This window comes from Cupriavidus sp. U2 (assembly GCF_009663685.2).
Lineage (GTDB): Bacteria > Pseudomonadota > Gammaproteobacteria > Burkholderiales > Burkholderiaceae > Cupriavidus > Cupriavidus necator_C.
In genome coordinates this window covers 534,575-556,978 of the sequence record NZ_RCOG02000032.1, presented here as the reverse complement: position 1 = coordinate 556,978, position 22,404 = coordinate 534,575, and the positions used below count along the sequence as shown (strand labels likewise).

Genomic DNA, 22,404 nt, shown 5'->3' with positions numbered 1-22,404 from the left:
GTCCATGGTGTTCTCCCTGATGCAATAGCCGGCATTATCGCCGAAGTCTCGCACCAAGGCAGCCCATTTGCTGCCTGCCAGGGACAATTGCCGGCGATTCAGCCGAGCATGTAGCCGCGGGCCAGCGCGCCGAAGTCCTCCAGCTCCCTGGCCTGCCAGGCGGCATCGTGACCCAGTTCCTCGGCCAGGATCTGCGCCACGCGCGGCGCGCCGGCCAGCGCGGCCCCCGCATCCAGGAACAGCGCGCGATTGCGCCGGCCCAGCACGTCTTCGACCCTGCGGGCCAGTTCGTGGCGCGCCGCGAAGCGGACGTGGGCCTCGGTCAGGCCCGATGCCGCCACGACCATGGTGTCCGCGCCCGGCAGCGCCCGCACCAGCGGCAGGTCCGCGCCATAGTACCGGTCGGGCGAGCCCGAGTTGGCGGGCGGCAGGTCGGACGGCATGCCCACCGCGCCATGCAGTGGCAGATCGGCGGTGCGGCAGGGGGCGGCGCGCAGCATCTGGCGCTGGATCGCGGTCTCGATCACGTCCTCGGCCATCTTGCGATAGGTGGTCCACTTGCCGCCGGTGACCGTGATCAGGCCGGCCCGGGACACCACGATCGTATGTTCGCGCGACAGCGACGCCGTGGACGATTCTCCCGTGGCCTTGACCAGCGGCCGCAGCCCGGCCCAGACGCTGGTGACATCTTCCCGCGACGGATCGCGCGCCAGATAGCGGGCGGCGGTTTCCAGGATGAAGTCGATGTCGTCGCCCGTGGCGCGCGGCTCCAGCGGCAGGTCCTTGCGCGGGGTGTCGGTGGTGCCGACGATCACGTGCCCGTTCCAGGGCACCAGGAACAGCACCCGGCCATCGTCGGTCTTGGGGATCAGGATGGCGCGGTCGCCGGGCAGGAAGCTGCGCGGAATGGTCAGGTGCACGCCCTGGCTGGGCGCCACCATCGTGCGGGCCTGGTCGTCTTCCATCTGCCGGACCGCATCGACCCACACGCCGGTGGCGTTGATCACGCAGTCGGCGCACAGGTGGAACGTGCCGGCGCCGAGCGCATCCTCGGCGGTGACGCCGGTGATCACGCCGTTGCGCTGCGTCAGGCCCGACACGCGCATGTAGTTCACGGCCGTGCCGCCCACGTCGAACAGCGTGCGCATCAGCGCCATGGCCAGGCGCGCATCGTCGAACTGGCCATCGAAATACAGGTTGCCGCCGCGCAGCGGGCGGCCGCCCACGTGCTCGGCCAGGGTGGGCGCGGCTTCCAGTGTTTCGCGGTGGCTCAGCCAGCGGCTGCCCGACAGGTTCAGCCCGCCGGCCAGCATGTCGTAGACCTTCAGGCCGATGCCGTAGAACGGCTGGTCGAACATCTGGTAGGCCGGTACGACGAATCCGAGCGGCCACACCACGTGCGGTGCGTTGCGGGCCAGCAGGCCGCGTTCGTGCAGCGCCTCGCGCACCAGGCTGATATTGCCCTGGGCCAGATAGCGCACGCCGCCGTGCACGAGCTTGGTGGCCTTGCTCGAGGTGCCCTTGGCAAAATCGGCCGCTTCGAGCAGCAGCGTGCGGTAGCCGCGCGCGGCGGCGTCGAGCGCGGTGCCCAGGCCCGTGGCGCCCCCGCCGATGACGATGACGTCCCAGCGGGCCGTGCGCGACAGCGTATCGAGCAGTTCGGGGCGGGTGGGCGGCTGGACCGCAGGTACGGAAATTGGCATGGCTTGTTCGGCAGTCGGATTCAGTGTGCGGCGGCAGTGTCGTCACGGGCCCAGTCGCGGGCCCGGTCCACGGCGCGATGCCAGCGGGCGATGCGGTGGGCGCGCTCGTCGGCCGACAGCTTCGGCTCGAAACGCTGTTCCACCTGCCACTGGCGCGTGATTTCCTCGGGATCGGTCCAGTAGCCGGTGGCCAGTCCGGCCAGGTAGGCGGCGCCCAGCGCGGTGGTCTCGGTCACGCGGGGCCGCACGACGGGCGTGCCAAGCAGGTCGGCCTGCATCTGCATCAGCAGGTCGCTGCGCGATGCGCCACCGTCGACCCGCAGTTCGGCCAGCGAGATGCCGGCGTCCTTCTGCATGGCGTCGAGCACGTCCACGCTCTGCAGGGCAATCGACTCCAGCGCGGCGCGCGCGATATGCGGGCCGCCGGTGCCGCGGGTGATGCCCACCATCGTGCCCCGCGCGAAGGGGTCCCAGTGCGGCGCGCCCAGGCCGGCGAACGCCGGTACCAGCACCACGCCGCCAGTGTCTTCGCACTGGCGCGCCAGCGGGTCCACCTCGGGGGCGCTGTGGATCAGCCGGAGCCCGTCGCGCAGCCACTGGATCGTGGCGCCGCCCATGAACACGCCGCCTTCCAGGCAGTACTGGGTGTCCCGGCCGATCTGCCAGCCGATGGTGGTAATCAGGCGGTTGCGCGACGTCACGGGCTTGTCGCCCGTATTCATCAGGATGAAGCAGCCCGTGCCGTAGGTGTTCTTGGCCATGCCCGGGCGCAGGCAGGCCTGGCCGAACGTGGCCGCCTGCTGGTCGCCGGCGATCCCGGCGATGGGCACCTCCACGCCAAACAGGCGCGTCGCGGTGCGCGCCACCTCGCCGCTGGACGGCGCCACGTCGGGCAGCAGGCTGCGCGGGATATCGAGGATGCCCAGCAGTTCGTCGTCCCAGCGGAAATCGTGGATGTTGAACAGCAGCGTGCGCGACGCGTTGGACACATCGGTCACATGCCGCTGGCCGTCGGTCAGTTGCCAGATCAGCCAGCTGTCCACCGTGCCAAACGCCAGTTCGCCCCGCTCTGCACGTTCGCGCGCGCCGTCGTAGTTGTCCAGCATCCAGCGCAGCTTGGTGCCCGAGAAGTAGGCGTCGATGATCAGGCCGGTCTTCTGCTGGAAGGTATCGCCATGGCCGGCCGCCTGCAGGTCCTCGCACATCGGCGCGGTGCGGCGGTCCTGCCAGACCAGCGCGCGGCCTACGGGCTCGCCGGTCTTGCGGTCCCACAGCACCGTGGTCTCGCGCTGGTTGGTGATGCCGATGGCGCGCAGTTGCGAGCCGCTGACATTGGCGTCGCCCAGCACCTCGTGGGCCACGGCCAGTTGCGACTGCCAGATTTCGTAGGGGTCGTGCTCGACGTGCCCGGGATGCGGATAATATTGCCGGAATTCGCGCTGGGCGATCCGCACCACATTGCCGGCGTGATCGAACAGGATGGCGCGCGAGCTGCTGGTGCCCTGGTCCAGGGCCAGAACGTACTGCGGCGCTTGCGTGGAATGCGTGGGTGTCATGCGGTCCATCCGTAACGGTGAATGTGTTTGCCCATGTCCGATATCGTTAGCGTTGTCATTGCCGGCGTTGCCGCGCGCAGCCCCTTCGATCCCGCCGCGCACCTGCGGCTGCAGGTGGATGGCGTGCAGGTGGGCTGGCTGCCCCGGCGCCATGCCGGCATCCTTCGCGCGATGGGCGATGTGCTGGGGCCGGAGCAGGGGGAGGGCGCCGTGACGCTGCTGCCCGGCTGCGCCACGGTGGCGGCGCGCACCGCGGCGCTGGCCACGCTGGCCCGGCAACTGGCCGATGCGGGCCACGTGCGCGGCTGGCGCAACGAGCTGTTTGCCGTCACGCCGGCGCTCGACGCGGCGCCGTTCGCGGTGATCGAGCGGGCTGCGGCCCGTTTCCTCGGGCTCCTGACCTTTGCGTCGCACATGAATGGCATCGTGGCCGGGCAGCGGGCGCTGTGGATTTCGCGTCGCAGCCCGTCCAAGGCGGTCGACCCCGGCATGTGGGACAACCTCGTGGCCGGCGGCATGCCGGCGGGCAGTGACCCGCTGGAGACGCTGGTGCGCGAATGCGACGAGGAATCGGGCATTCCGCCCGCGCTGGCCGCCCAGGCCGAGGCCCATGGCGTGATCGATGTGCTGCGCGAAATCCCCGAAGGCGTGCAGTGGGAACGCGTGTATGGATATGACCTGGTGCTGCCGCCGGACTTCGTGCCGCATAACCGCGATGGCGAAGTGGCCGAGCATCGCCATATCGACCCGGAGGCATTGCTTGCTATCATGGCGGCCCGTGCCATGACCGTCGATGCCACGCTGGTGACGCTGGATGCCCTCCGCAGACGCGGCTGGGCTGCCGTCCGGCCCTGAACACCACGCATCGCGGCCCAGGCTTGCCTAACCCCGATTTGCCCAAGATGAGCACCACCGGATTTATTCTGACGCTTTCCTGCCCGGACCAGCCGGGCATCGTGCATGCCGTTTCCGGCCTGCTGTTCCAGCACGGCTGCAATATTGTCGATTCTGACCAGTACGGCGATGCGTTCACCGGCCGGTTCTTCATGCGCGTGCATTTCAACACGTCCGCCGGCGGCCCGGATCTGGCCGCGCTGCGGTCCGCCTTCGCGCCCGTGGGCGACCAGTTCGGCATGCAGTGGGAAGTGTTCGACGCCACCGTGAAGCCGCGCGTGATGATCATGGTGTCGAAGATCGGCCACTGCCTGAACGACCTGCTGTTCCGTGCCAAGGTGGGTGGCCTGCCGGTCGAGATTGCCGCGATCGTGTCGAACCATCGCGACTTCTATCAGCTGGCCGCGTCGTACGACGTGCCGTTCTTCCACCTGCCGCTGATGAACGCGTCGGCCGAGCAGAAGGCTGCGCAGGAAGCGCGCGTCTTTGAAGTGGTGCGCGACCAGAACATCGACCTCGTGGTGCTGGCGCGCTACATGCAGGTGCTGTCGGACGACCTGTGCCGCAAGCTGCAAGGCCGCGCCATCAACATCCACCACTCGTTCCTGCCCAGCTTCAAGGGGGCCAAGCCTTACTACCAGGCGCATGATCGCGGCGTGAAGCTGATCGGCGCGACCGCGCACTACGTGACGGCCGACCTGGACGAAGGCCCGATCATCGAGCAGGAAATCGAGCGCGTGGATCACAGCATGGACCCCGAGCAGCTGACCGCCGTCGGCCGCGACGTCGAATGCGTGGCCCTGGCCCGTGCGGTCAAGTGGCACGCCGAGCATCGTATTTTGCTGAACGGCCACAAGACGGTCGTCTTCAAGTAAAAAACTCGGAAAACCGCGATGGTTTTCTCCCCTCTCCCGCCTGCGGGAGAGGGGTGCCACGGGCGCAACGGGCGCAATGCCCGGTCATTCCTGATCCGCGACCACACATTTCACTCCGCTTTCCGCCAGCATCGTGTCGAACGGCGCGCGTAGCGGCTCGTCCGTAAACAGCCGGTCGATGCTTGTCAGGGGCGCCAGCTCCACCATGGCGCGGCGGTTGAACTTGCTGGCATCGGCGGCCAGCCATATCTCGCGCGAATGTTCCATGATCGTGCGCGCCACCTTCACTTCCCGAAAATCGTAGTCGCGCAGCGTGCCGTCCGTCTCGATGCCCGAGATGCCGATCAGGCCGATATCCACCTTGAACTGGCGGATGAATTCCACCGTGGCCTCGCCGATGATGCCGCGGTCGCGCGAGCGCAGCACCCCGCCTGCCACGATGACCTCGCAATCGGGGTTGTCGGCCAGGATATGGGCCACGTGCAGGTTGTTGGTGATGACGCGCAGACCGCGGTGATGGATCAACGCGCGTGCCACTTCTTCCACCGTCGTGCCGATGTTCAGGATCAGCGAACAACCCTCGGGCACCGCCGCGGCCACGGCCCGCGCGATGCGCACCTTGCCCTCGGCGTTGAGCGCCTGCCGCTGCCGGTAGGCAATGTTCTCGGTGGTCGATCCCTCCATGCGCACCCCGCCATGAAAGCGGGCCAGCATGCCGTTTTCGGCCAGCAGGTTCACGTCGCGCCGCACGGTCTGCAAGGTCACGCCGAACTTGCGCGCGAGTTCGTCGATGGAGGCAAAGCCCTGGCTGCGGACTTCCTCGAGAAGAGCGGTCTGGCGGGGATTAAGCGTCATGCCCGGCATTCTAGTTCAAACAGAAACGAAAACAAATGACGCACCGCAGTATTGTTTTATGTTCGTTTTTGAGCTAAAACGAGCGGGTTGACATGAAAAGTGCGCCTTGGCCGCGGTTTTCGGAGTGGCTGAGCAAGCACAGGAACATTGGAGACTGGATGCAGCTGAGCCTGGAAGGCATTGCGCAGCAAGTGGGATCGCAAGCCTATCTTTACCCGATGACGCTGGCCCCCGTGCCAGGCGCCGTCACCATCCTGCTGGGGACCACCCAGGCTGGCAAGACGTCGCTGATGCGGGTCATGGCCGGGCTCGACAAGCCCACGGCCGGCCGTGTGCGCGTGGACGGCGTGGACGTGACCGGCGTGCCGGTGCGCGAACGCAACGTGTCGATGGTGTACCAGCAGTTCATCAACTACCCGTCGCTGACCGTTTTCGACAACATTGCGTCGCCGCTGCGGCTGCGCCGCGACAGCCGCGAGGCGATCGACGCCCGCGTGCGCAGCCTGGCAGGCCGCCTGCATATCGAACATCTGCTGGACCGCTATCCGTCGGAACTGTCCGGCGGCCAGCAGCAGCGCGTGGCCCTGGCGCGTGCCCTGGCCAAGAATGCGCCGCTGATGCTGCTGGACGAGCCGCTGGTCAACCTGGACTACAAGCTGCGCGAGGAATTGCGCGAAGAGCTGACCCACCTGTTCGCGCAAGGCGACGCCACCGWGATCTACRCCACCACGGAGCCTGCCGAGGCGCTGCTGCTGGGCGGTCACACCGCCGTGCTCGATGCCGGCGAACTGTTGCAATACGGCCCGACTCCCGAAGTTTTCCACTATCCGGCCTCGCTGCGCGTGGCGCGCGCATTCAGCGACCCGCCGATGAACCTGGTGGAAGGCATGCTGGAGGGCGGCCGCGTGACGCTGCCGGGCGGGATCGTGATCCCGCTGCCCGATGTAAATGCCCCGGGCGGCCCGGTGACGGTGGGCGTACGCGCCGCCGCGCTGCGCCTGAAGGCGGTGCCGGGGGCGGTGGAAGTGCCGGGCAAGGTAGCCCTGGCCGAGCTGTCGGGCTCCGATACCTTCGTGCACATCGACACGGCCGCCGGCAACCTGGTGGCGCAGTTTGCCGGCGTGCTGGACCTGCAGCTCGGGGCGCCGCTGTCGCTCCATGTCGAACCGGCCCAGCTCTATCTGTTCAACGCCGCCGGCGACCGCATCCACGCGCCGCGCCGCCCGGGTGCCCTGGCCGATGTGGTCAGCACGCCCGTTACCGAGTCGGGGGCCTGACATGGCGCGCATCGATCTCGAACTCGCCCACTCGTACGTGGCCAACCCGCAAAAGGACGAAGACTACGCGCTGCTGCCGCTGAACTTCACGTTCGAGGACGGCGGCGCCTATGCGCTGCTGGGTCCGTCCGGCTGTGGCAAGACCACGCTGCTGAACTGCATCTCGGGGCTGCTGCGTCCGTCGCAGGGCACCATCCGCTTCGACGGCAACGACGTGACCGACGCGTCGCCGCAGGCCCGGAACATCGCGCAGGTGTTCCAGTTCCCGGTGATCTACGACACGATGACGGTCGGCGAGAACCTCGCCTTCCCGCTGCGCAACCGGGGGGTGCCCGCCGCGCAGGTCAGGGAGCGGGTCGGCAAAGTGGCCGAAATGCTAGACCTGTCGGCCTCGCTCGACCGCCGCGCCAGCGGGCTGGCCGCCGATGCCAAGCAGAAGATCTCGCTGGGGCGCGGGCTGGTGCGTCAGGACGTGTCGGCCATCCTGTTCGACGAGCCGCTGACCGTGATCGATCCGCATCTGAAATGGCAGCTGCGGCGCAAGCTCAAGGAAATCCACCATGAATTCCGGCTGACGCTGATCTACGTGACGCACGACCAGACCGAGGCGCTGACCTTTGCCGACCAGGTGGTGGTGATGTCGCGCGGCAAGGCCGTGCAGGTAGGATCGGCCGACGCGCTGTTCGAGCGGCCCGCGCACACCTTCGTGGGGCACTTCATCGGCTCGCCGGGCATGAACTTCCTGCCGGGGCAGTGGCGCGACGGTGCGGTGGAAGTGGCAGGGCGCCGCTACCTGCCCGCGCTGCCGCCGCAGACGCTGTCGGCATTGCAGGCCGCCGGCAGCTTCAAGATCGGCGTGCGGCCCGAGTACCTGCAACTGGCACCGGAGGGCGATCCGCAGGCCATGCCGGTGCGGGTGGCGCGTGCACAGGACATCGGCACCTACTGGCTGATGACCTCGACGGTCGATCATGGCGAAGCTGCCACGATCCGGGCCCGCCTGGGCACCGAGGCCGCCGCGCTGCGTCCCGGCGATACCGCGTGGCTGTCGGTGTTCAACCGCCACACCTGCTTCTACATCAACGAGGAACTGGTCCCATGAAGCCCGTCAACCAGAAAGCCTGGCTGCTGGTCCTGCCCGTGGTGATCTGCGTGGCATTCTCGGCCATCCTGCCGTTGATGACCATCGTCAACTACTCGGTGCAGGACATCATCTCGCCCGAACGCCGCGTGTTCGTGGGTACGGAGTGGTTCGCCACGGTGCTGCGCGACGCCGAGCTGCACGATGCGCTGCTGCGCCAGCTTGGCTTTTCGCTGGCGGTGCTGTGCGTGGAGATCCCGCTCGGCATCCTGCTGGCGCTGGCCATGCCGGCCAAGGGCTGGCAGGCGTCGGCCGTGCTGGTCATCATCGCGCTGTCGCTGCTGATTCCGTGGAACGTGGTGGGCACGATCTGGCAGATCTTCGGCCGGACCGACATCGGCCTGCTGGGGGCGGCGCTCGAGGGCATGGGATTCGACTATAACTACACCGGCAGTGCGCTGGATGCCTGGGTGACGGTGCTGGTGATGGACGTCTGGCACTGGACGCCGCTGGTGGCGCTGCTGTGCTACGCGGGCCTGCGCGCGATTCCCGATGCCTACTACCAGGCGGCGCAGATCGACGGGGCGTCGCGTTTCGCGGTGTTCCGCTTCATCCAGCTGCCCAAGCTGCGCGGCGTGCTGATGATCGCCGTCCTGCTGCGTTTCATGGACAGCTTCATGATCTACACCGAACCGTTCGTGCTGACCGGCGGCGGGCCCGGCAACGCCACCACATTCCTGTCGCAGTACCTGACGCAGAAGGCCGTGGGGCAGTTCGACCTGGGCCCGGCCGCCGCGTTTTCGATCGTCTACTTCCTGATCATCCTGCTGACCTGTTTCGTGCTCTATAACTGGATGCAGCGCGCCGGCACGGCCGGCTCCGAGGAGGTCCCCAATGGCTGATCGCAAGCTTCCCGGCCAGCGTCCGGGCTGGTGGCGTCCGGTCTTCCTGACGCTGTACCTGCTGTTCGCCATCGTCCCGATCTACTGGATGGTGAACATGTCGTTCAAGACCAACGAGGAGATCGTGTCGTCGCTGTCGCTGTGGCCGGCGGCGGTCACGCTGGAACACTATGTGACGATCTTCACCGATGCGTCGTGGTATTCCGGCTATATCAATTCGCTGATCTACGTGCTGCTGAATACGGTGATCTCGATCTCCGTGGCGCTGCCGGCGGCCTATGCGTTCTCGCGCTACCAGTTCATCGGCGACAAGCACGTGTTCTTCTGGCTGCTGACCAACCGCATGACCCCGCCGGCAGTGTTCCTGCTGCCATTTTTTCAGCTTTATACGACGATCGGGCTGATGGACACCCACCTGGGCGTGGCGCTGGCCCACCTGGTGTTCAACGTGCCGCTGGCGGTGTGGATCCTGGAAGGCTTCATGTCCGGCGTGCCGCGCGAGATCGACGAGACCGCCTATGTGGATGGCTATTCGTTCCCGCGCTTCTTCCTGACGATCTTCCTGCCGCTGATCAAGGCCGGCGTGGGCGTGGCCGCGTTCTTCTGCTTCATGTTCAGCTGGGTGGAACTGCTGCTGGCGCGCACGCTGACATCGGTCAATGCCAAGCCGATCGTGGCGACGATGACGCGCACGGTATCGGCGTCGGGCATGGATTGGGGCGTGCTGGCCGCGGCCGGCGTGCTGACCATCGTGCCGGGCGCCATCGTGATCTGGTTCGTGCGGCACTACATCGCGAAGGGGTTCGCGATGGGCCGCGTGTAAGGAGTCGGCGATGCTGAGCTGGATGGTATGGACGACCCCGGTGGCGGTATTTTTTACCCTGGTGGTGGTGATGCTGATCGGCATGACGATCTGGGAGGTGCGCGCGCCCACCGTGGAGCGCAAGGGATTCCTGCCGATCGCCACCACCCGGGGCGACCGCCTGTTTATCGGGCTGATGTGCGCGGCGTGGATCAACCTGGCCTGGGTAGGCCTGGGCGAGAAGATGCAAGGCTGGTTCCAGCTGGCGGAAGCGCCGTCGGTGTGGATCAGCGCGGCCATTTCGGCCGTGGTGCTGGTGATCGTCATGCGCCGGGGGTAAAGGCGCCAGGAAGATGGCCGCAGGGGTTTCGACTGGTATTGCTGTGCATGGGCTGCGAGATCTTGTCCCCTTCCCCGGGGCCGCAACCCTGTGACAGAACCGGGGAAGGGTACCTGAGGAGACAACGAATGAAAGAGCGCGTGAAGTTGGGGATGTCGGCCCTGGCCTTTGCGGCCGCACTGACATGCGGGCATGCCGCCTGGGCCGACGAGGCCGCGGCAAAGAAGTGGATCGACAGCGAATTCCAGCCGTCGTCGCTGGCCAAGGACAAGCAGCAGGCCGAAATGAAGTGGTTCATCGACGCCGCCGCCAAGCTCAAGGCCAAGGGCGTGACGCAGATCAATGTGGTGTCCGAGACGATCACCACCCACGAATACGAATCGAAGACGCTGGCCAAGGCCTTCGAGGAAATCACCGGCATCAAGGTCAACCATGACCTGATCCAGGAAGGCGACGTCGTCGAGAAGCTGCAGACGTCGATGCAGTCCGGCAAGTCGATCTACGACGGCTGGATTTCGGATTCCGACCTGATCGGCACGCACTACCGGTACGGCGCCATCCTGCCGCTGTCCGACTACATGAACGGCGCCGGCAAGGAGTTCACCAACCCCGGCATCGACGTCAAGGACTTCATCGGCACCAAGTTCACCACGGCGCCGGACGGCAAGCTCTACCAGCTGCCCGACCAGCAGTTTGCCAACCTGTACTGGTTCCGCGCCGACTGGTTCGCGCGCAAGGACCTGCAGGACAAGTTCAAGGCCAAGTACGGCTATGACCTGGGCGTGCCGACCAACTGGTCGGCCTACGAGGACATCGCCAACTTCTTCACCAACGACGTGAAGGAGCTGGATGGCAAGAAGGTCTTCGGCCACATGGATTACGGCAAGAAGGACCCGTCGCTGGGCTGGCGTTTTACCGATGCCTGGCTGTCGATGGCCGGTTCGGCCGACAAGGGCCTGCCCAACGGCATGCCCGTGGACGAGTGGGGCATCCGCGTGGCCGACGACAAGTGCACGCCGGTGGGCGCGTCGGTGTCGCGCGGCGGTGCCACCAACAGCCCGGCGGCCGTCTACGCGCTGACCAAGTACATCGACTGGATGAAGAAGTACGCCCCGCCGCAGGCCATGGGCATGACGTTCTCCGAGGCCGGCCCGGTGCCGGCCCAGGGCCAGGTGGCCCAGCAGATCTTCTGGTACACGGCCTTCACCGCCGACATGACCAAGAAGGGCCTGCCGGTGGTCAATGCCGACGGATCGCCGAAGTGGCGCATGGCGCCCTCGCCATACGGCCCGTACTGGAAGCAGGGCATGCAGAACGGCTACCAGGACGTGGGCTCGTGGACGTTCTTCAAGAACACCGACCCGAACCGCCTGGCCGCGGCGTGGCTCTACGCCCAGTTCGTGACTTCCAAGACGGTGTCGCTGAAGAAGTCGCTGACGGGCCTGACCTTCATCCGCGACAGCGACATCCACCACGAGTACCTGACCAAGAACGCGGCCAAGTACGGTGGCCTGATCGAGTTCTACCGCAGCCCGGCCCGCGTGGCCTGGACGCCGACCGGCAACAACGTGCCCGACTATCCGAAGCTGGCCCAGCTCTGGTGGAAGAACGTGGCCACGGCGGTAACGGGCGAGAAGACGCCGCAAGCCGCCATGGACAACCTGGCCGAGGAAATGGACCAGGTGATGGGACGGCTGCAGCGCGCTGGCATGGCCCAGTGCGCGCCGAAGCTGAATCCGAAGAGCGATCCGTCGAAGTGGCTGTCGTCGGAGCACGCGCCGTGGAAGAAGCTCGATAACGAAAAGCCCAAGGGCGAAACCATCGCATACGACAAGCTGCTGCAGGCGTGGAAGGAAGGGCGAGTCCGCTGATCCTTCGCTGAACGGGGTGTTCAGCCTGCAGTGTGAAGCGGTGGCGCGTGTTGCGTCACCGCTTCATTTTTTTGTGGATCTGTTAAGGATTGGAATATTGCTGTTGCAGTCGGGGTTGAGGGGTGGACTGTGGAGCTGGGCTGCCTAGAATCGCTCGCGGGTCTTGATGAACGAGGAGCGATATGGATTTGTCGGATCATTTCGAACGCCCCAGGCTTGCCGCGGATATCGCGCGGAAGCTGGTGCATGGGCCGGCCAGCAAGGTCATCGCGCTGATCGGATCGCGTGGCATCGGCAAGAGCACGTTCCTTCGGCAGGAGGTGGCGCCTGCCATCCGCAGGCTTGGCGCCCTGGTGGTGATGGTGGATCTGTGGGGCGAGACAGACAAGGACCCGGCGGACGTGGTAATCGCTGGGGTCCAGAAGGCGCTGGATGCCAACGAGCGCATCGCCGCCAGATTCGCGCAGGCGGTGGGGCTGAAGGGGGTCGGTTTCGGCAGCCTGTCGCTGGCCTTCGGTCACGGCGAGATACCCGAGAAGCGCGGAGGGCTGTGGGTCTACCGCTCGATGGAGGCGTTGTCGGCCAGGACGCGTCGTCCGATCATCCTGATCATCGACGAAGCGCAGCAGATGCTGGCAACCGAGCGTGGGGACAGCATGCTGTACACGCTGAAAGCCACCCGGGACCTGCTCAACAACGACCGGGGACTGTATGGCGTACGGACCGTGTTCACGGGCTCCGACCGCACGAAGCTGCTGATGATGCTGGGCGGACGGCACACGATGTACAGCGCGTCGCAGTTTGCGTTTCCGGAACTCGGCGCCGACTTCCTGCAGTGGGTACGGCGCAAATATGAACTGCCGCCTGCCGCCTGCCGCCGACGATGCGCTGCTCGAGCGGATGTTCCAGCGGGCGGAAAGTCGTCCTGAAGTACTGATGGACGCCGCGTTGCGGGTGGCGCTCTACGGCCAGTTCGAGGGGGCGGGCGTCAGGTACGCATTCGAACGGGCCGTTGACCTCCGCCTGGCCAAGGTTCACCAGCCTTTCCTGAAAGCCATGGATCCGCTGGACCCGATCGACGATGCGGTCCTGCGCGTGGTGGCCGCCACGCCGTCCACGATTGCCGGGTTCGACACCCGGACGATGGGGCTGTACCGGACGGTCGTGCAGGAACTGGACCCTGACTGGAGCCGGGCGCCGGAGCGGCGCGATATCGAACAGTCCCTGAAGCGGCTGACTGCCCTGAAACTGATGTGGGGCTCGGTACTGGGTATCCATATGCTCGCGGACCCGACGCTGGCAGGTGCCATGCGGCGGGCGGGGCTGCTCGATATCGTGCCCGCGATGCCGGGCGGGAGACGGTCGGACGGCGACGAGGACCTGGACCCGTTCATCGTGCCGACGTCCGGGGCCGGGCTTCAGACGTCCGAGGATGCGTCCTCCGGCCACCTGGCCCCCGTCGACGCATAGCAGGCCTTGCCATGCCGCTTGGCATCGTACAGCGCCATGTCGGCGCGCATGAACAGTTCGCTGACCGACGTGCCCTGGTCCGGCCGATGCATCGCGCTGCCTACGCTGGCCGTGGAGACCAGCCGGCGCCCGTCGATATCGAACGGCCGCATCGCTGCATGCACCACCGTCTGGGCAATCCGTTCGACCGTATTGGGATGGCCTACGTTGTCGAGCACGATGGCGAATTCGTCGCCGCCGATCCGCGCCACGGCGTCGCCGGCCCGCACGCAGGCGCGCAGGCGTTCCGCGAAGGCAACCAGCAACTGGTCGCCGATGGGGTGCCCGTAGTTGTCGTTGACGGCCTTGAAGTCGTCAAGGTCTACCAGCAGCAGCGCGGTGCGGTAGCCACCCGCATCGGCGCGGGCCATGGTTTCCTGCAGGCGACGGTCGAAGCCCTTGCGGTTGAGCAGGCCGGTCAGGTGATCGGACAGCGTCTGGGCTTCCAGCGAGCGCAGCTTCTGGCGTTCGCCGGTGATGTCACGGGCGAACATGTGCAGTCCGGTGACGGCGTCCTTCGTATCGTTCCAGGCGGGCTGGAAAGTCATTTCCCAGGCCCGGCCCTCGGCGTCCTCGCGGCTGTAGGTGACGGGCTCGCCCGCGCAGGCCTGCTCCAGGTACGGCTTGTGGGCGACGTACTCGGGCGTGCCCCAGAGCTCGCGCAGCGAGAGGCCCGTGATCTGGCTGGCGGGCAAGCCGAAATGGCGTGCGTAGGCCTGGTTGACGAACACGAACCGCTCGCCGGCGTCGACGAAGGCCACCAGGTCCGGAACATGGTTGGCGATGGCCTCCAGGCGCTTCTCGCTGGCCGCTGCCTTGCTGTTGGCGGCCTTGAGCGCGGCTTCCCGCTCGATCAGCTGGGTCATGACCTCCGAGAACGCCCCGGCCAGTTCGCCGATTTCGTCGTCGCGGCGCACGGGCAGTTCCGCCATGGCGGCGGGCTGTTCGCAAAGACGTCGCACGGTCCGATGCAGGCGCTCCAGCGGCGCCAGCAGGTGCCGGATCACGGCCCACATCAGAATCGCGGCCGCCAGCAACGTCACGATGCCCAGGATGACGGCCCGCTGGCGCACTTCGACCAGCGGTGCGTAGGCTTCGGCGGCAGGCAGGACCGAGATGACTTCCCAGCCATTCGACTCCAGCAGGAAGCGGGCGACCACAGGCTGCTCCGGCCAGATCGACTCCAGTGTCGATTCGGGGGCTTCGGCGCCGCAGGATTCGCCAACCGCCTGCGCAGGGGTCAGGACCTTTGCCGCATCAGGGTGCATCGCATAGCGCGGATTCGGCCCGGCCGACACCAGGCAATAGAAGCCGGTGACACCTACGCGGTGATGCGCCAGGTCGCCCAGGAAGTTCTCTGCCGACAGGTTCAGCACGCCGCCCACCACACCCCGCAACTGGCCATGGCTGTCGTGCAACGGCACGGCCAGGATGACGCCGGGGGCGCTCGAGTGCTTGCCTTGCAGCAGGTCGGAGACGGCAAAGTCCGCGCCGTTGACGATGGCCTTGAAGTAATCCCGATCGCCAACGGTCATCTTGACGCCATCGGGCACGGCGGTGCTGAAGACAAGCGTGCCATCGGTGGAGGCCAGGAAGGTGGCATTGAAGTGCTGGGGCATGTCGACCGTATCGATGGCCATCTGGCGCAGTTGACCGGCGGGACGATCGAGGATGGGCGCGAGCGTGCGCGCGAGCCGCCGCAATACGATAGCGCGCGACTCGAGCTTTTCGTCGAGTTGATCGGCGACCAGCTTGACCAGCGTGTCCTGCTGGGCCTGAACGACTTCTTTCAGGCGCGTGTATGCGTAGATCTGAGAAAACCCGACCCGCACCACGAATACCAGCGTAACAACCGTCGCGGCCGCGATTGCCATTCGATACTTCAATGAGTGCCGCATGAATCTCTTTTTGTTCTGCGCACTGACCCGTTTTCCGGCTGCCTGGGCTTCAATGCAGCGACCCTGCCCATTTCCCTGAACGCACCTTGACGATGCGGCCTTGGCAACCCGGTCAGAGCGTAGCAGAACTGCTGTTTTTTTCGGTAATAGCAGCGATGGAAACACGTGCGGCTTCCCACATGGGGTGGCGGATGCGCCGCTTCAGGGTGGCGGCGCGACAACGGGATGGCCGCATCAGGTTCACGGGCAGGTAGCCAGTGCCTCCGCGAGCCAGTCGATGAGGGGGCGGAATCGCGATGCCCCCCGGAACTCTGGCGGATAGGCGAGCCAGATTTCGCGGGAGACCTCCGGGACATTGCGTACGAGCGCCAGGCCGGGCTCGCCGGCAGCCAGGTAGTGGGGCAGCAATGCCACGCCGAGGCCTGCGCGCACGCCTTCGCGCACAGCCGCGAAGCTGTTGGACTGGAATGAGAAGCGCCGTCCCTGCTCCTGTGGCCAGTCGACTTCGGGCAGTGAGAAGCCTTCGTCGAGCAGTCCGCACAGCGGTGTGTCGCGCGACTCCGCCGCGGCGGCGGACATGACGGCCGGCGCATAGAGCCCGAACTGGATCGTGCCGGCGCGCTGCGCGATCAGCGAGTCTTCCTGCGGCCGAGCCAGGCGTACCGCAATATGCGCACGACGCCGGGCCAGGCTGGTGACGCGGTTATCCACTTCGAGCCGCACTTCCACGTCGGGATTGCGCGCGTAGAAGGCGGGCAGGCGCGGCGTCAGGAAATGGCTGCCGAGCGAGGCGGTCGCGGCAACCCGCACCACCCCCGACACGCCCGCGCTTGCGCCTTCGATCTCGCGCAGCAGCCGGTCGGCGGATTGCTCCATCTCGCGCGCGGCGGCCAGCGCGTTGCGTCCGGCGGCAGTGAGTACGAACGTCCCGTCCGTGCGCGTGGCCACGGGTTTGCCGAGCGCGGTTTCGAGTCGCCGGATGCGCCGGATGGCGGTGGCGTGCGTGATATCGAGTTCACGCGCGCACGCCGAATAGCTGCCGACCCGCATCAGCGTGGACAGGGTCAGCAGGTCATCCCAGGTGATTGTGCTTTTTTGCACAGTATGTGTGATCTCGTGGCTAATTGGCGTACAGCTTACCGGCCTCTACGATGCCTGCATAGCCACTTTTCACTGTACGGAGACCGTCATGACCGCAACGCCTGCCGCCAAGCCCTTCACCCTGCTCGATGCCGCCGGTGCCAGCCGCCAGCCGTCCGCGTGGTCGGACGCCGTGCTGGTGCTGGTCGATCACCAGCGCGAATACGTCGATGGGAAGCTGCCGCTGACCGGCATGCCGGCAGCCGTGGCCGAGTGCGCCGCGCTGCTATCGCAGGCGCGCCAGCACGGCACGCCGGTCATTCACGTGGTTCACCACGGCAAGCCTGGCGGTGCGTTCGACCCGACCGGCCCGTTCGCGGCCATCATCGAGGGCCTTACCCCCGCCGAAGGCGAGCAGACGGTCATCAAGAACCTGCCAAACAGCTTTGCGGGCACCGATCTGGCCGCGCTGCTTGGCGCGCTCGGCCGCAAGGAACTGATCGTGGCGGGCTTTCAGACCCATATGTGCATCAGCGCGACCGTGCGGTCGGCGCTGGATCATGGCTATCGCGTCACGCTGGTCGCAGCGGGCTGTGCCACGCGCGATCTGCCCGATCCGCTTGGTGGCGACCCATTGCGCGCCGCCGAACTGCACCGCGTGACACTGGCCGCGCTGAACGACAGGTTTGCCACGATCGTGGCGGATGCTTCGGCGTTGGCGCACTGACGTCGATCGACCGCCATGCGGCTGGCTGGTGGCGGCTGGCGAATTTGTGATGTGTGCAATTCATTACATTTGCGTCACGCGCTGGTGCTGGCGGTCTGGGGCATACTAGCGCCTTTCCAACGCGGCAGATCCGGCCGCGTTCGCTCAAACAAGCCGCCCCCGCATGAAGCGCATCCTGCTTATCAAGATCACCTCGCTTGGCGACATGGTGCATACCCTGCCGCTGTTGTACGACCTGCGCCGTGCCTATCCGGACGCCAAAATCGACTGGATTGCCGACGCGTCGTGCGCGGATATTCCCAGTTGGGCGGTCGGCATCGACCGTGTCATCGCGCCGCCTCTGCGCCAGTTCAAGAAGAATGGCCGCAAATGGCGCGACCTGCGCGGCATCATCGGCGCACTGATGTCGCTGCGCCGCGAACGCTATGACGTGGCCATCGACGTCCACGGCGTTTACAAGAGTGCCATCGCCGCCAGGCTGGCACGGACCAGGCGGCGCCTCGGCTATGCCGCGGAGTTTCTCGGCGAAGCAAAGGCCGTGTTCGCCTACACCGAGATTTTTGGTCCGCACGGCGATGCCAACTGCCGCCAGAAGATGCGCATGGTGGTGGCCAACGCGCTGGGGTACGACATCGAGCCGCACGAAACAGCCGAACTTCGGGTGCCGGCACCGGCCACGCCGCTGAACGCCGATGGCGTGCCACGCGCGCTGTTGTTCCACGCGACGTCGCTCGACATCAAGAAGTGGCCGCAGGCCAATTGGATCGAGATCGGGCACCAGCTGGCGCGGCGCGGCTACCGCGTGCAGCTGCCATGGGGCTCGCAGAAGGAGCAGCAGGAAGCCCAGGCGCTGGCCGCAGCCATCCCCGGCGCCGAGGTGCTGCCGCGCATGTCGATCACCGAGTGCGCGCAGCGCGTCGATGCCGCCGCTCTGGTCGTCGGCATGGACACCGGCTTCGTGCATCTGGCCGATGCGCTGGGCAAGCCGACCGTCATGCTGTTCACCGCGACGTCGCGTCCGCATTTTGGCGTGAACAAGCCTGGACAGTCGGTGTCGGTTGGCGATAACGGCGCCCCACCCTCGGTGGACGAGGTGCTGCGCGCCATCGATCACGTCACGCATGCAAGCCCGGCACCTGCGGGCGTGCCGGTTCACGCGGCCGGCAGCGCATCGGCGTAACGCCAGTACTCGAAGTCCACGATCGTCGTATTGCCGTTGGCGGTCACCACGTCGAGCATGAATGGCTGCCGGCGGATCAGCATGGAGGCCAGGTAACGCGACGCCCGGGTCAGTCCTGGCGGCGGGGTCACGGATTCGCCGTGACGCATTGCCAGCCGCAGGATATGCACCGGCACGAATCGCTGCGGATCGTCCATGCGCGCCAGGGCCGCGCCCCGGTAAAGCAGCGATGACTGCGCCAGGCGGGCAAAGCGGGTGCGCAACTGGGCCAGCGTGGCTGTGGCCAGTGTGGCGCCGGTGCCGGTCAGGCCCACGGCGGTCACGCCGCGCACGTTTGCGCGCCAGAGCCCGCCCACCACCATCAGCGGGTCGCGCTTTTCGGGCGGCGGCAGGTTCGACAGGTCTTCCGCTACCGAAAACATGTCGCCATTGAGATCGTAGAGATGGCTGCGCAGCCCAAAACGGCGGTGGTAGCCGATGATGCAGTCGAGGTCATCGTCGAGGATGGGGCGTGCGTCGCGCGGCAGATAGCGAGGCCTGACTTCGAACAGGCCGGCCGACACGGCATAGCGGCCCGTCCAGGTCTTCAGCGCGGCAGCGTCGGTTTCGGCGCCGGTCTCGGCATTGGCGGGTGTCAGTTCCAGCGACATCGTCTTCAAGGCTTGGCGTTGGGGAGAGCTCTCAACGCTACTTGCCGTGCCGCTCGACGTCGTTAGGACATTTCTAATTGTGGGTGCGGATTTTTCTCGTCCTGGCGGCGAGTTGACGCAACGCAAATGCCCCCATGGCGAGGGCTTCAGTGAATGAATCCCCCTTGCACAAGGCGCACCGGCTCCGCGTCGATGCGCAGCAGCAGCGCGGTCAGGCCATCGGGCGGCGGGCGCTGGCCGGCACCCCGGCCGCCCGGCGCGCCCTGCGCCGGCTGTCCCGCCGTGCAAACGAGGCTGGCGTCGCTCCAGCCATTGCCCCCGGGGGCAGCCTGCGCGCGCAGCCAGCCGTCGCGATCGGCCAGCCATGTGGTGCCGGGCAACCGTGCTGGATCGACCCCCGCGATCCGCGCGAACACGGGCCAGGCCTGCGCGGACGCGGCCACGCAACCGGCGCGGAAATCCGGAATCGTGGCTGGCGGAAGGCCATCGGGCGTGACCAGCAACGTGAGAAAGCGTGGATCGTCGAACGGTAACGTGGCAGGCGCGCCGTCGAACGCCACGACACGCACGCGCTGGCGTCCGCGCCAGTCGTCCAGCGCACGTGGCGGCGCCGCGCCGCAGCGCACCGTCACATCGGGCAGTCGCAGCGGCACCGGCCAACTGCCTTGCGTAGCGCCGCCGGTGCCGGCGGCCAGCGTCTTCAGGTAATCGATCACCGCCCATGCCTGGGCATCGTCAAGCTGGTCGCCGAAGGCCGGCATCGTCGTGTGCCCATCGCCGTCGCGCATGCCGGCCACGATGTGCCAGAACAGTTCGCCTTCGGCGCGCCGGCCCAGCAGCGGACTCAGGAAGGTCGGCGGCCAGCGTGACAGCGTGGCCGCCTGCGGACCTTCGCCCCGGCCATCGGTGCCGTGGCACGCCACGCAATGCTGCGCGTAGACCTGCGCGCCAGTGGCGATGGCATCCACGGCGAATCGGGTCGGGCTCTGGTGAAAGCTGGTCGGGGCCGCAGGCGTGACGAGCAGCACCGGCGAAGGCCAGGGCGCCGCCACCAGCGCCAGCGCGCCGATGCCCAGCCACACCATGCGCCGCCGGCGCCAGCCCAGCGCCACGACCAGGCAGGTCAGCGCCAGCACGATGGCCAGCACCGACAGGCCAAGCTGGCGCGCCAGCCCCAGGTCGATCAGCAGGGTTTCCCCGGCAATGCGGTGCGACCACGGCCACGCAGGCTGGCCGTGCAGATTGCCAGACCAGCCCAGCGCGTGCCAGAGTTGCCACAGCGCGAGCTGGACTTCCTGCACCACGCGCAGCAGCGCATCGAGCCACGCCGGCGGTGGCGGGGCGCTCACGTGGCGCCCCGGACGGCGGACTTACCAGCTGGCATCGAGACCCAGATGGCGCAGGGCTTCGTGCCGAAGCTCGGTCAGCCGCGGATCGCCGCGATGGCGGGGATAGGGCAGGTCGACGTGGATCTCGGCCGTGATGCGCGCCGGCCGCTGGCTGAACACGATCACGCGTTGCGCCAGGAACAGCGCCTCTTCCACATCGTGCGTGACGAGCAGGGCGGAAAAGCCCGCGCGTTGCCACAGTTCGACCAGGTCGCTCTGCATCGCCAGGCGCGTCAGCGAATCGAGCTTGCCAAGCGGTTCGTCGAGGACAAGCAGCCGGGGGTCGTTGACCAGCGCGCGGGCCAGTGCCACGCGCTGGGCCATGCCGCCCGACAACTGATGCGGAAACGCGCGGGCGAAGGCTTCGAGCCCCACGCGCTTGAGGGCCGCATCGACGCGATGGCCTTCGCGGCGCAGCAGGCCGCGCGCCTGCAGGCCCAGCGCCACATTGTCGCGCACGCGGCGCCAAGGGTAGAGCGTGGGGTCCTGGAAGACGACGATGCGCGAGGGGTCGGGGCGGTCGATCGGCGTATCGTCCTGCAGGATCTGCCCCTGCGACGGACTGTCCAGGCCCGCCACCAGCCGCAGCAGCGTGGACTTGCCGCAGCCGCTGGGGCCGAGCAGCGCGACGAACTCGCCGGGCGCCACCTTCAGGTTGACGCTGTCGAGCACCGGCAGCTGCGTGTCGCCATCGCCAAAGGCATGGCTGACGGCGCGGATATCGATGCGGGCGCCACGCGAGGCGTCGGATGCGGCCACTACCATTTGACGGTTCCTTTCTGCCACGACAGCGCGCGGTCGCGCACGGCAAACAGCAATGTGATGACGCCCGAGAACAGCAGGGCCATGACGATCAGCGCCGCGTACATGTTCACGTACGAGGCCCAGCCCTGCGCCCAGGTCAGATACCAGCCCAGCCCCGACTTCACGCCCATCATCTCGGCCGTGACCAGCACCGAGAACGACGCGCCGAGCCCCATGAACAGCCCCACGAAGACCTGGGGCAGCGCCGCCGGGATGGCCACGCGCAGCACCAGGAACGCCTCTGACGCGCCCATCGTGCGGGCCACGTCGTAGTAGCTCTTGTTGACGCTGGCCACGCCGGACCAGGTCAGCACCGCCACCGGAAAGGCCGTGGCCAGCGCGATCAGGAAGACGGCCGCCGAATAGCTCGACGGGAAGAAATAGAACGTCAGCGGCAGCAGCGCGGTGGAGGGCAACGGCCCCAGCACACGCAGCACCGGATGCACCCAGTAGCCGATGCGGCGCGACCATCCGATCGACACGCCGATCAGGAAGCCCACCACACCGCCGTAGGCCACGCCGAAGCCCAGCAGCTTCAGCGTGTTCAGCGCGCTGTCGCCCAGCCGGCGCCAGTCGTCGATGTAGACCTCGATCAGCGCCTGGGGTGGCGCAAAGAAGGGCGTGGGCAGCAGCGCCGTCTTCGCGGTCAGGATTTCCCAGCCCGCCAGGACCAGCGGCAGGGCCACCAGCCACGGGCCGGCATGGCGTATCGCCTGGCGCAGGCGGCGCAGCGGACCTGCGTAGCCGCCCCCGACGGCCACCGCCAGCAGCGCGGCGGCCGCCACGAGTACCGCGATGCCGAGTTCGTCGGTATAGGCCCAGTCCGAAAAGCCGGCCACCTTGTTCGGCCAGCGCCAGGTGAGCGCGCCGAAGGCGCCCCATGCCAGCGCGGCGACGATGCCGGTGGGCCAGACGCCGGCCGGCGTGCCGGTCGATTTGGCCGATGTGGCCGGTTTGGCCGATCCGTCCAGCGACAGCGGGGCGTCAAGCGTTTGTTGCGGCGTAGCCATGT

The 22,404-nt window shown here is 67.1% G+C and carries 21 protein-coding genes; 12 read left to right on the top strand and 9 right to left on the bottom strand.

Annotated elements, in window-relative coordinates; all coding sequences use genetic code 11:
- Positions 1–98: 98 nt before the first annotated feature.
- Positions 99–1,703: a glycerol-3-phosphate dehydrogenase/oxidase gene (locus D9X30_RS26770; protein ID WP_153945377.1), complete on the bottom strand. Its 1,605-nt coding sequence runs from the start codon at positions 1,701–1,703 to the stop codon at positions 99–101.
- A 20-nt stretch (positions 1,704–1,723) separates the two neighbouring features.
- Complete coding sequence (glpK, locus tag D9X30_RS26765; RefSeq protein WP_228770713.1) at positions 1,724–3,259, bottom strand: glycerol kinase GlpK; 1,536 nt, start codon at positions 3,257–3,259, stop codon at positions 1,724–1,726.
- 33 nt (positions 3,260–3,292) lie between these two features.
- Here glpK and D9X30_RS26760 point away from each other — a divergent pair, with 33 nt between their 5' ends.
- Together D9X30_RS26760 and purU are read left to right on the top strand one after the other, a co-directional pair.
- On the top strand, positions 3,293–4,114 hold the full coding sequence (locus D9X30_RS26760) for an NUDIX hydrolase (RefSeq protein ID WP_153945375.1): 822 nt from the start codon (positions 3,293–3,295) through the stop codon (positions 4,112–4,114).
- Between the two features lie 47 nt (positions 4,115–4,161).
- Entirely contained in the window at positions 4,162–5,028 is an 867-nt protein-coding gene (gene purU / locus D9X30_RS26755) for a formyltetrahydrofolate deformylase (RefSeq protein WP_153945374.1), read from the top strand.
- 84 nt (positions 5,029–5,112) lie between these two features.
- Here the strand turns inward: purU and D9X30_RS26750 are convergent, their stop codons facing one another.
- A complete protein-coding gene (locus tag D9X30_RS26750) occupies positions 5,113–5,883 on the bottom strand; it encodes a DeoR/GlpR family DNA-binding transcription regulator (RefSeq protein WP_194946428.1) in 771 nt (256 codons plus the stop codon).
- A gap of 158 nt (positions 5,884–6,041) precedes the next feature.
- Between D9X30_RS26750 and D9X30_RS26745 the strand changes: the two genes are divergently transcribed.
- The 8 genes from D9X30_RS26745 (at position 6,042) to D9X30_RS26710 (ending at position 13,626) form a co-directional block, all read left to right on the top strand.
- A complete protein-coding gene (locus D9X30_RS26745) occupies positions 6,042–7,160 on the top strand; it encodes an ABC transporter ATP-binding protein (RefSeq protein WP_153945372.1) in 1,119 nt (372 codons plus the stop codon).
- Position 7,161: 1 nt separating this feature from the next.
- Positions 7,162–8,262, top strand: a complete 1,101-nt coding sequence (locus tag D9X30_RS26740) for an ABC transporter ATP-binding protein (RefSeq protein WP_153945371.1) — start codon at positions 7,162–7,164, stop codon at positions 8,260–8,262.
- The gene (locus D9X30_RS26735) at positions 8,259–9,143 is read left to right on the top strand and encodes a carbohydrate ABC transporter permease (RefSeq protein WP_153945370.1); all 885 of its coding nucleotides are present in this window, start codon (positions 8,259–8,261) and stop codon (positions 9,141–9,143) included. Before D9X30_RS26740 ends, D9X30_RS26735 begins: the two co-directional genes overlap by 4 nt.
- Positions 9,136–9,966, top strand: a complete 831-nt coding sequence (locus D9X30_RS26730; RefSeq protein WP_153945369.1) for a carbohydrate ABC transporter permease — start codon at positions 9,136–9,138, stop codon at positions 9,964–9,966. The genes D9X30_RS26735 and D9X30_RS26730 overlap by 8 nt, the downstream gene beginning before the upstream one ends.
- Positions 9,967–9,976: 10 nt before the next feature.
- Positions 9,977–10,285: a DUF2160 domain-containing protein gene (locus D9X30_RS26725; protein WP_153945368.1), complete on the top strand. Its 309-nt coding sequence runs from the start codon at positions 9,977–9,979 to the stop codon at positions 10,283–10,285.
- A gap of 140 nt (positions 10,286–10,425) precedes the next feature.
- A complete protein-coding gene (locus tag D9X30_RS26720) occupies positions 10,426–12,156 on the top strand; it encodes an ABC transporter substrate-binding protein (RefSeq protein WP_249641110.1) in 1,731 nt (576 codons plus the stop codon).
- Between the two features lie 182 nt (positions 12,157–12,338).
- On the top strand, positions 12,339–13,085 hold the full coding sequence (locus D9X30_RS26715; RefSeq protein ID WP_153945366.1) for an AAA family ATPase: 747 nt from the start codon (positions 12,339–12,341) through the stop codon (positions 13,083–13,085).
- Positions 13,009–13,626, top strand: coding sequence for a hypothetical protein (locus D9X30_RS26710; RefSeq protein WP_153945365.1), 618 nt, complete (start codon positions 13,009–13,011; stop codon positions 13,624–13,626). Before D9X30_RS26715 ends, D9X30_RS26710 begins: the two co-directional genes overlap by 77 nt.
- On the opposite strand, the gene D9X30_RS26705 is transcribed toward D9X30_RS26710, so the two are convergent.
- Together D9X30_RS26705 and D9X30_RS26700 are read right to left on the bottom strand one after the other, a co-directional pair.
- Positions 13,575–15,539, bottom strand: coding sequence for a sensor domain-containing diguanylate cyclase (locus D9X30_RS26705; protein WP_153945364.1), 1,965 nt, complete (start codon positions 15,537–15,539; stop codon positions 13,575–13,577). The two genes, D9X30_RS26710 and D9X30_RS26705, sit on opposite strands and share 52 nt — an antisense overlap.
- A gap of 264 nt (positions 15,540–15,803) precedes the next feature.
- Positions 15,804–16,664 carry a LysR family transcriptional regulator gene (locus D9X30_RS26700; protein WP_249641094.1) on the bottom strand — a complete coding sequence of 287 codons (861 nt, stop codon included), beginning with the start codon at positions 16,662–16,664 and terminating at the stop codon, positions 15,804–15,806.
- An 88-nt stretch (positions 16,665–16,752) separates the two neighbouring features.
- Here D9X30_RS26700 and D9X30_RS26695 point away from each other — a divergent pair, with 88 nt between their 5' ends.
- Together D9X30_RS26695 and waaC are read left to right on the top strand one after the other, a co-directional pair.
- Positions 16,753–17,370 (top strand): cysteine hydrolase family protein, encoded by a 618-nt coding sequence (locus tag D9X30_RS26695; RefSeq protein ID WP_153945363.1) that lies wholly within the window; start codon positions 16,753–16,755, stop codon positions 17,368–17,370.
- Positions 17,371–17,533: 163 nt separating this feature from the next.
- Positions 17,534–18,550: a lipopolysaccharide heptosyltransferase I gene (gene waaC / locus D9X30_RS26690; RefSeq protein ID WP_153945362.1), complete on the top strand. Its 1,017-nt coding sequence runs from the start codon at positions 17,534–17,536 to the stop codon at positions 18,548–18,550.
- On the opposite strand, the gene D9X30_RS26685 is transcribed toward waaC, so the two are convergent.
- From D9X30_RS26685 to D9X30_RS26670, 4 genes are all read right to left on the bottom strand, one after another.
- Positions 18,523–19,200 carry a hypothetical protein gene (locus D9X30_RS26685; protein WP_153945690.1) on the bottom strand — a complete coding sequence of 226 codons (678 nt, stop codon included), beginning with the start codon at positions 19,198–19,200 and terminating at the stop codon, positions 18,523–18,525. The two genes, waaC and D9X30_RS26685, sit on opposite strands and share 28 nt — an antisense overlap.
- Positions 19,201–19,346: 146 nt before the next feature.
- Positions 19,347–20,549 (bottom strand): c-type cytochrome, encoded by a 1,203-nt coding sequence (locus tag D9X30_RS26680; protein ID WP_249641093.1) that lies wholly within the window; start codon positions 20,547–20,549, stop codon positions 19,347–19,349.
- Between the two features lie 21 nt (positions 20,550–20,570).
- A complete protein-coding gene (locus D9X30_RS26675; RefSeq protein WP_153945361.1) occupies positions 20,571–21,353 on the bottom strand; it encodes an ABC transporter ATP-binding protein in 783 nt (260 codons plus the stop codon).
- Complete coding sequence (locus D9X30_RS26670; protein ID WP_153945360.1) at positions 21,347–22,402, bottom strand: ABC transporter permease; 1,056 nt, start codon at positions 22,400–22,402, stop codon at positions 21,347–21,349. The genes D9X30_RS26675 and D9X30_RS26670 overlap by 7 nt, the downstream gene beginning before the upstream one ends.
- Positions 22,403–22,404 lie beyond the last annotated feature (2 nt).

Excerpts from the sequence above, each read along its gene's own strand:
- D9X30_RS26750 (WP_194946428.1), bottom strand. The coding sequence starts at position 5,883 with ATGACGCTTAATCCCCGCCAGACCGCTCTTCTCGAGGAAGTCCGCAGC.
- D9X30_RS26725 (WP_153945368.1), top strand. The coding sequence starts at position 9,977 with ATGCTGAGCTGGATGGTATGGACGACCCCGGTGGCGGTATTTTTTACC.
- D9X30_RS26705 (WP_153945364.1), bottom strand. The coding sequence starts at position 15,539 with ATGGCAATCGCGGCCGCGACGGTTGTTACGCTGGTATTCGTGGTGCGG.
- D9X30_RS26675 (WP_153945361.1), bottom strand. The coding sequence starts at position 21,353 with ATGGTAGTGGCCGCATCCGACGCCTCGCGTGGCGCCCGCATCGATATC.
- D9X30_RS26715 (WP_153945366.1), top strand. The coding sequence starts at position 12,339 with ATGGATTTGTCGGATCATTTCGAACGCCCCAGGCTTGCCGCGGATATC.
- D9X30_RS26770 (WP_153945377.1), bottom strand. The coding sequence starts at position 1,703 with ATGCCAATTTCCGTACCTGCGGTCCAGCCGCCCACCCGCCCCGAACTG.
- waaC (WP_153945362.1), top strand. The coding sequence starts at position 17,534 with ATGAAGCGCATCCTGCTTATCAAGATCACCTCGCTTGGCGACATGGTG.
- glpK (WP_228770713.1), bottom strand. The coding sequence starts at position 3,259 with ATGACACCCACGCATTCCACGCAAGCGCCGCAGTACGTTCTGGCCCTG.
- D9X30_RS26710 (WP_153945365.1), top strand. The coding sequence starts at position 13,009 with ATGAACTGCCGCCTGCCGCCTGCCGCCGACGATGCGCTGCTCGAGCGG.
- D9X30_RS26760 (WP_153945375.1), top strand. The coding sequence starts at position 3,293 with ATGTCCGATATCGTTAGCGTTGTCATTGCCGGCGTTGCCGCGCGCAGC.
- D9X30_RS26685 (WP_153945690.1), bottom strand. The coding sequence starts at position 19,200 with ATGTCGCTGGAACTGACACCCGCCAATGCCGAGACCGGCGCCGAAACC.
- D9X30_RS26730 (WP_153945369.1), top strand. The coding sequence starts at position 9,136 with ATGGCTGATCGCAAGCTTCCCGGCCAGCGTCCGGGCTGGTGGCGTCCG.
- D9X30_RS26735 (WP_153945370.1), top strand. The coding sequence starts at position 8,259 with ATGAAGCCCGTCAACCAGAAAGCCTGGCTGCTGGTCCTGCCCGTGGTG.
- D9X30_RS26740 (WP_153945371.1), top strand. The coding sequence starts at position 7,162 with ATGGCGCGCATCGATCTCGAACTCGCCCACTCGTACGTGGCCAACCCG.
- D9X30_RS26695 (WP_153945363.1), top strand. The coding sequence starts at position 16,753 with ATGACCGCAACGCCTGCCGCCAAGCCCTTCACCCTGCTCGATGCCGCC.
- purU (WP_153945374.1), top strand. The coding sequence starts at position 4,162 with ATGAGCACCACCGGATTTATTCTGACGCTTTCCTGCCCGGACCAGCCG.
- D9X30_RS26670 (WP_153945360.1), bottom strand. The coding sequence starts at position 22,402 with ATGGCTACGCCGCAACAAACGCTTGACGCCCCGCTGTCGCTGGACGGA.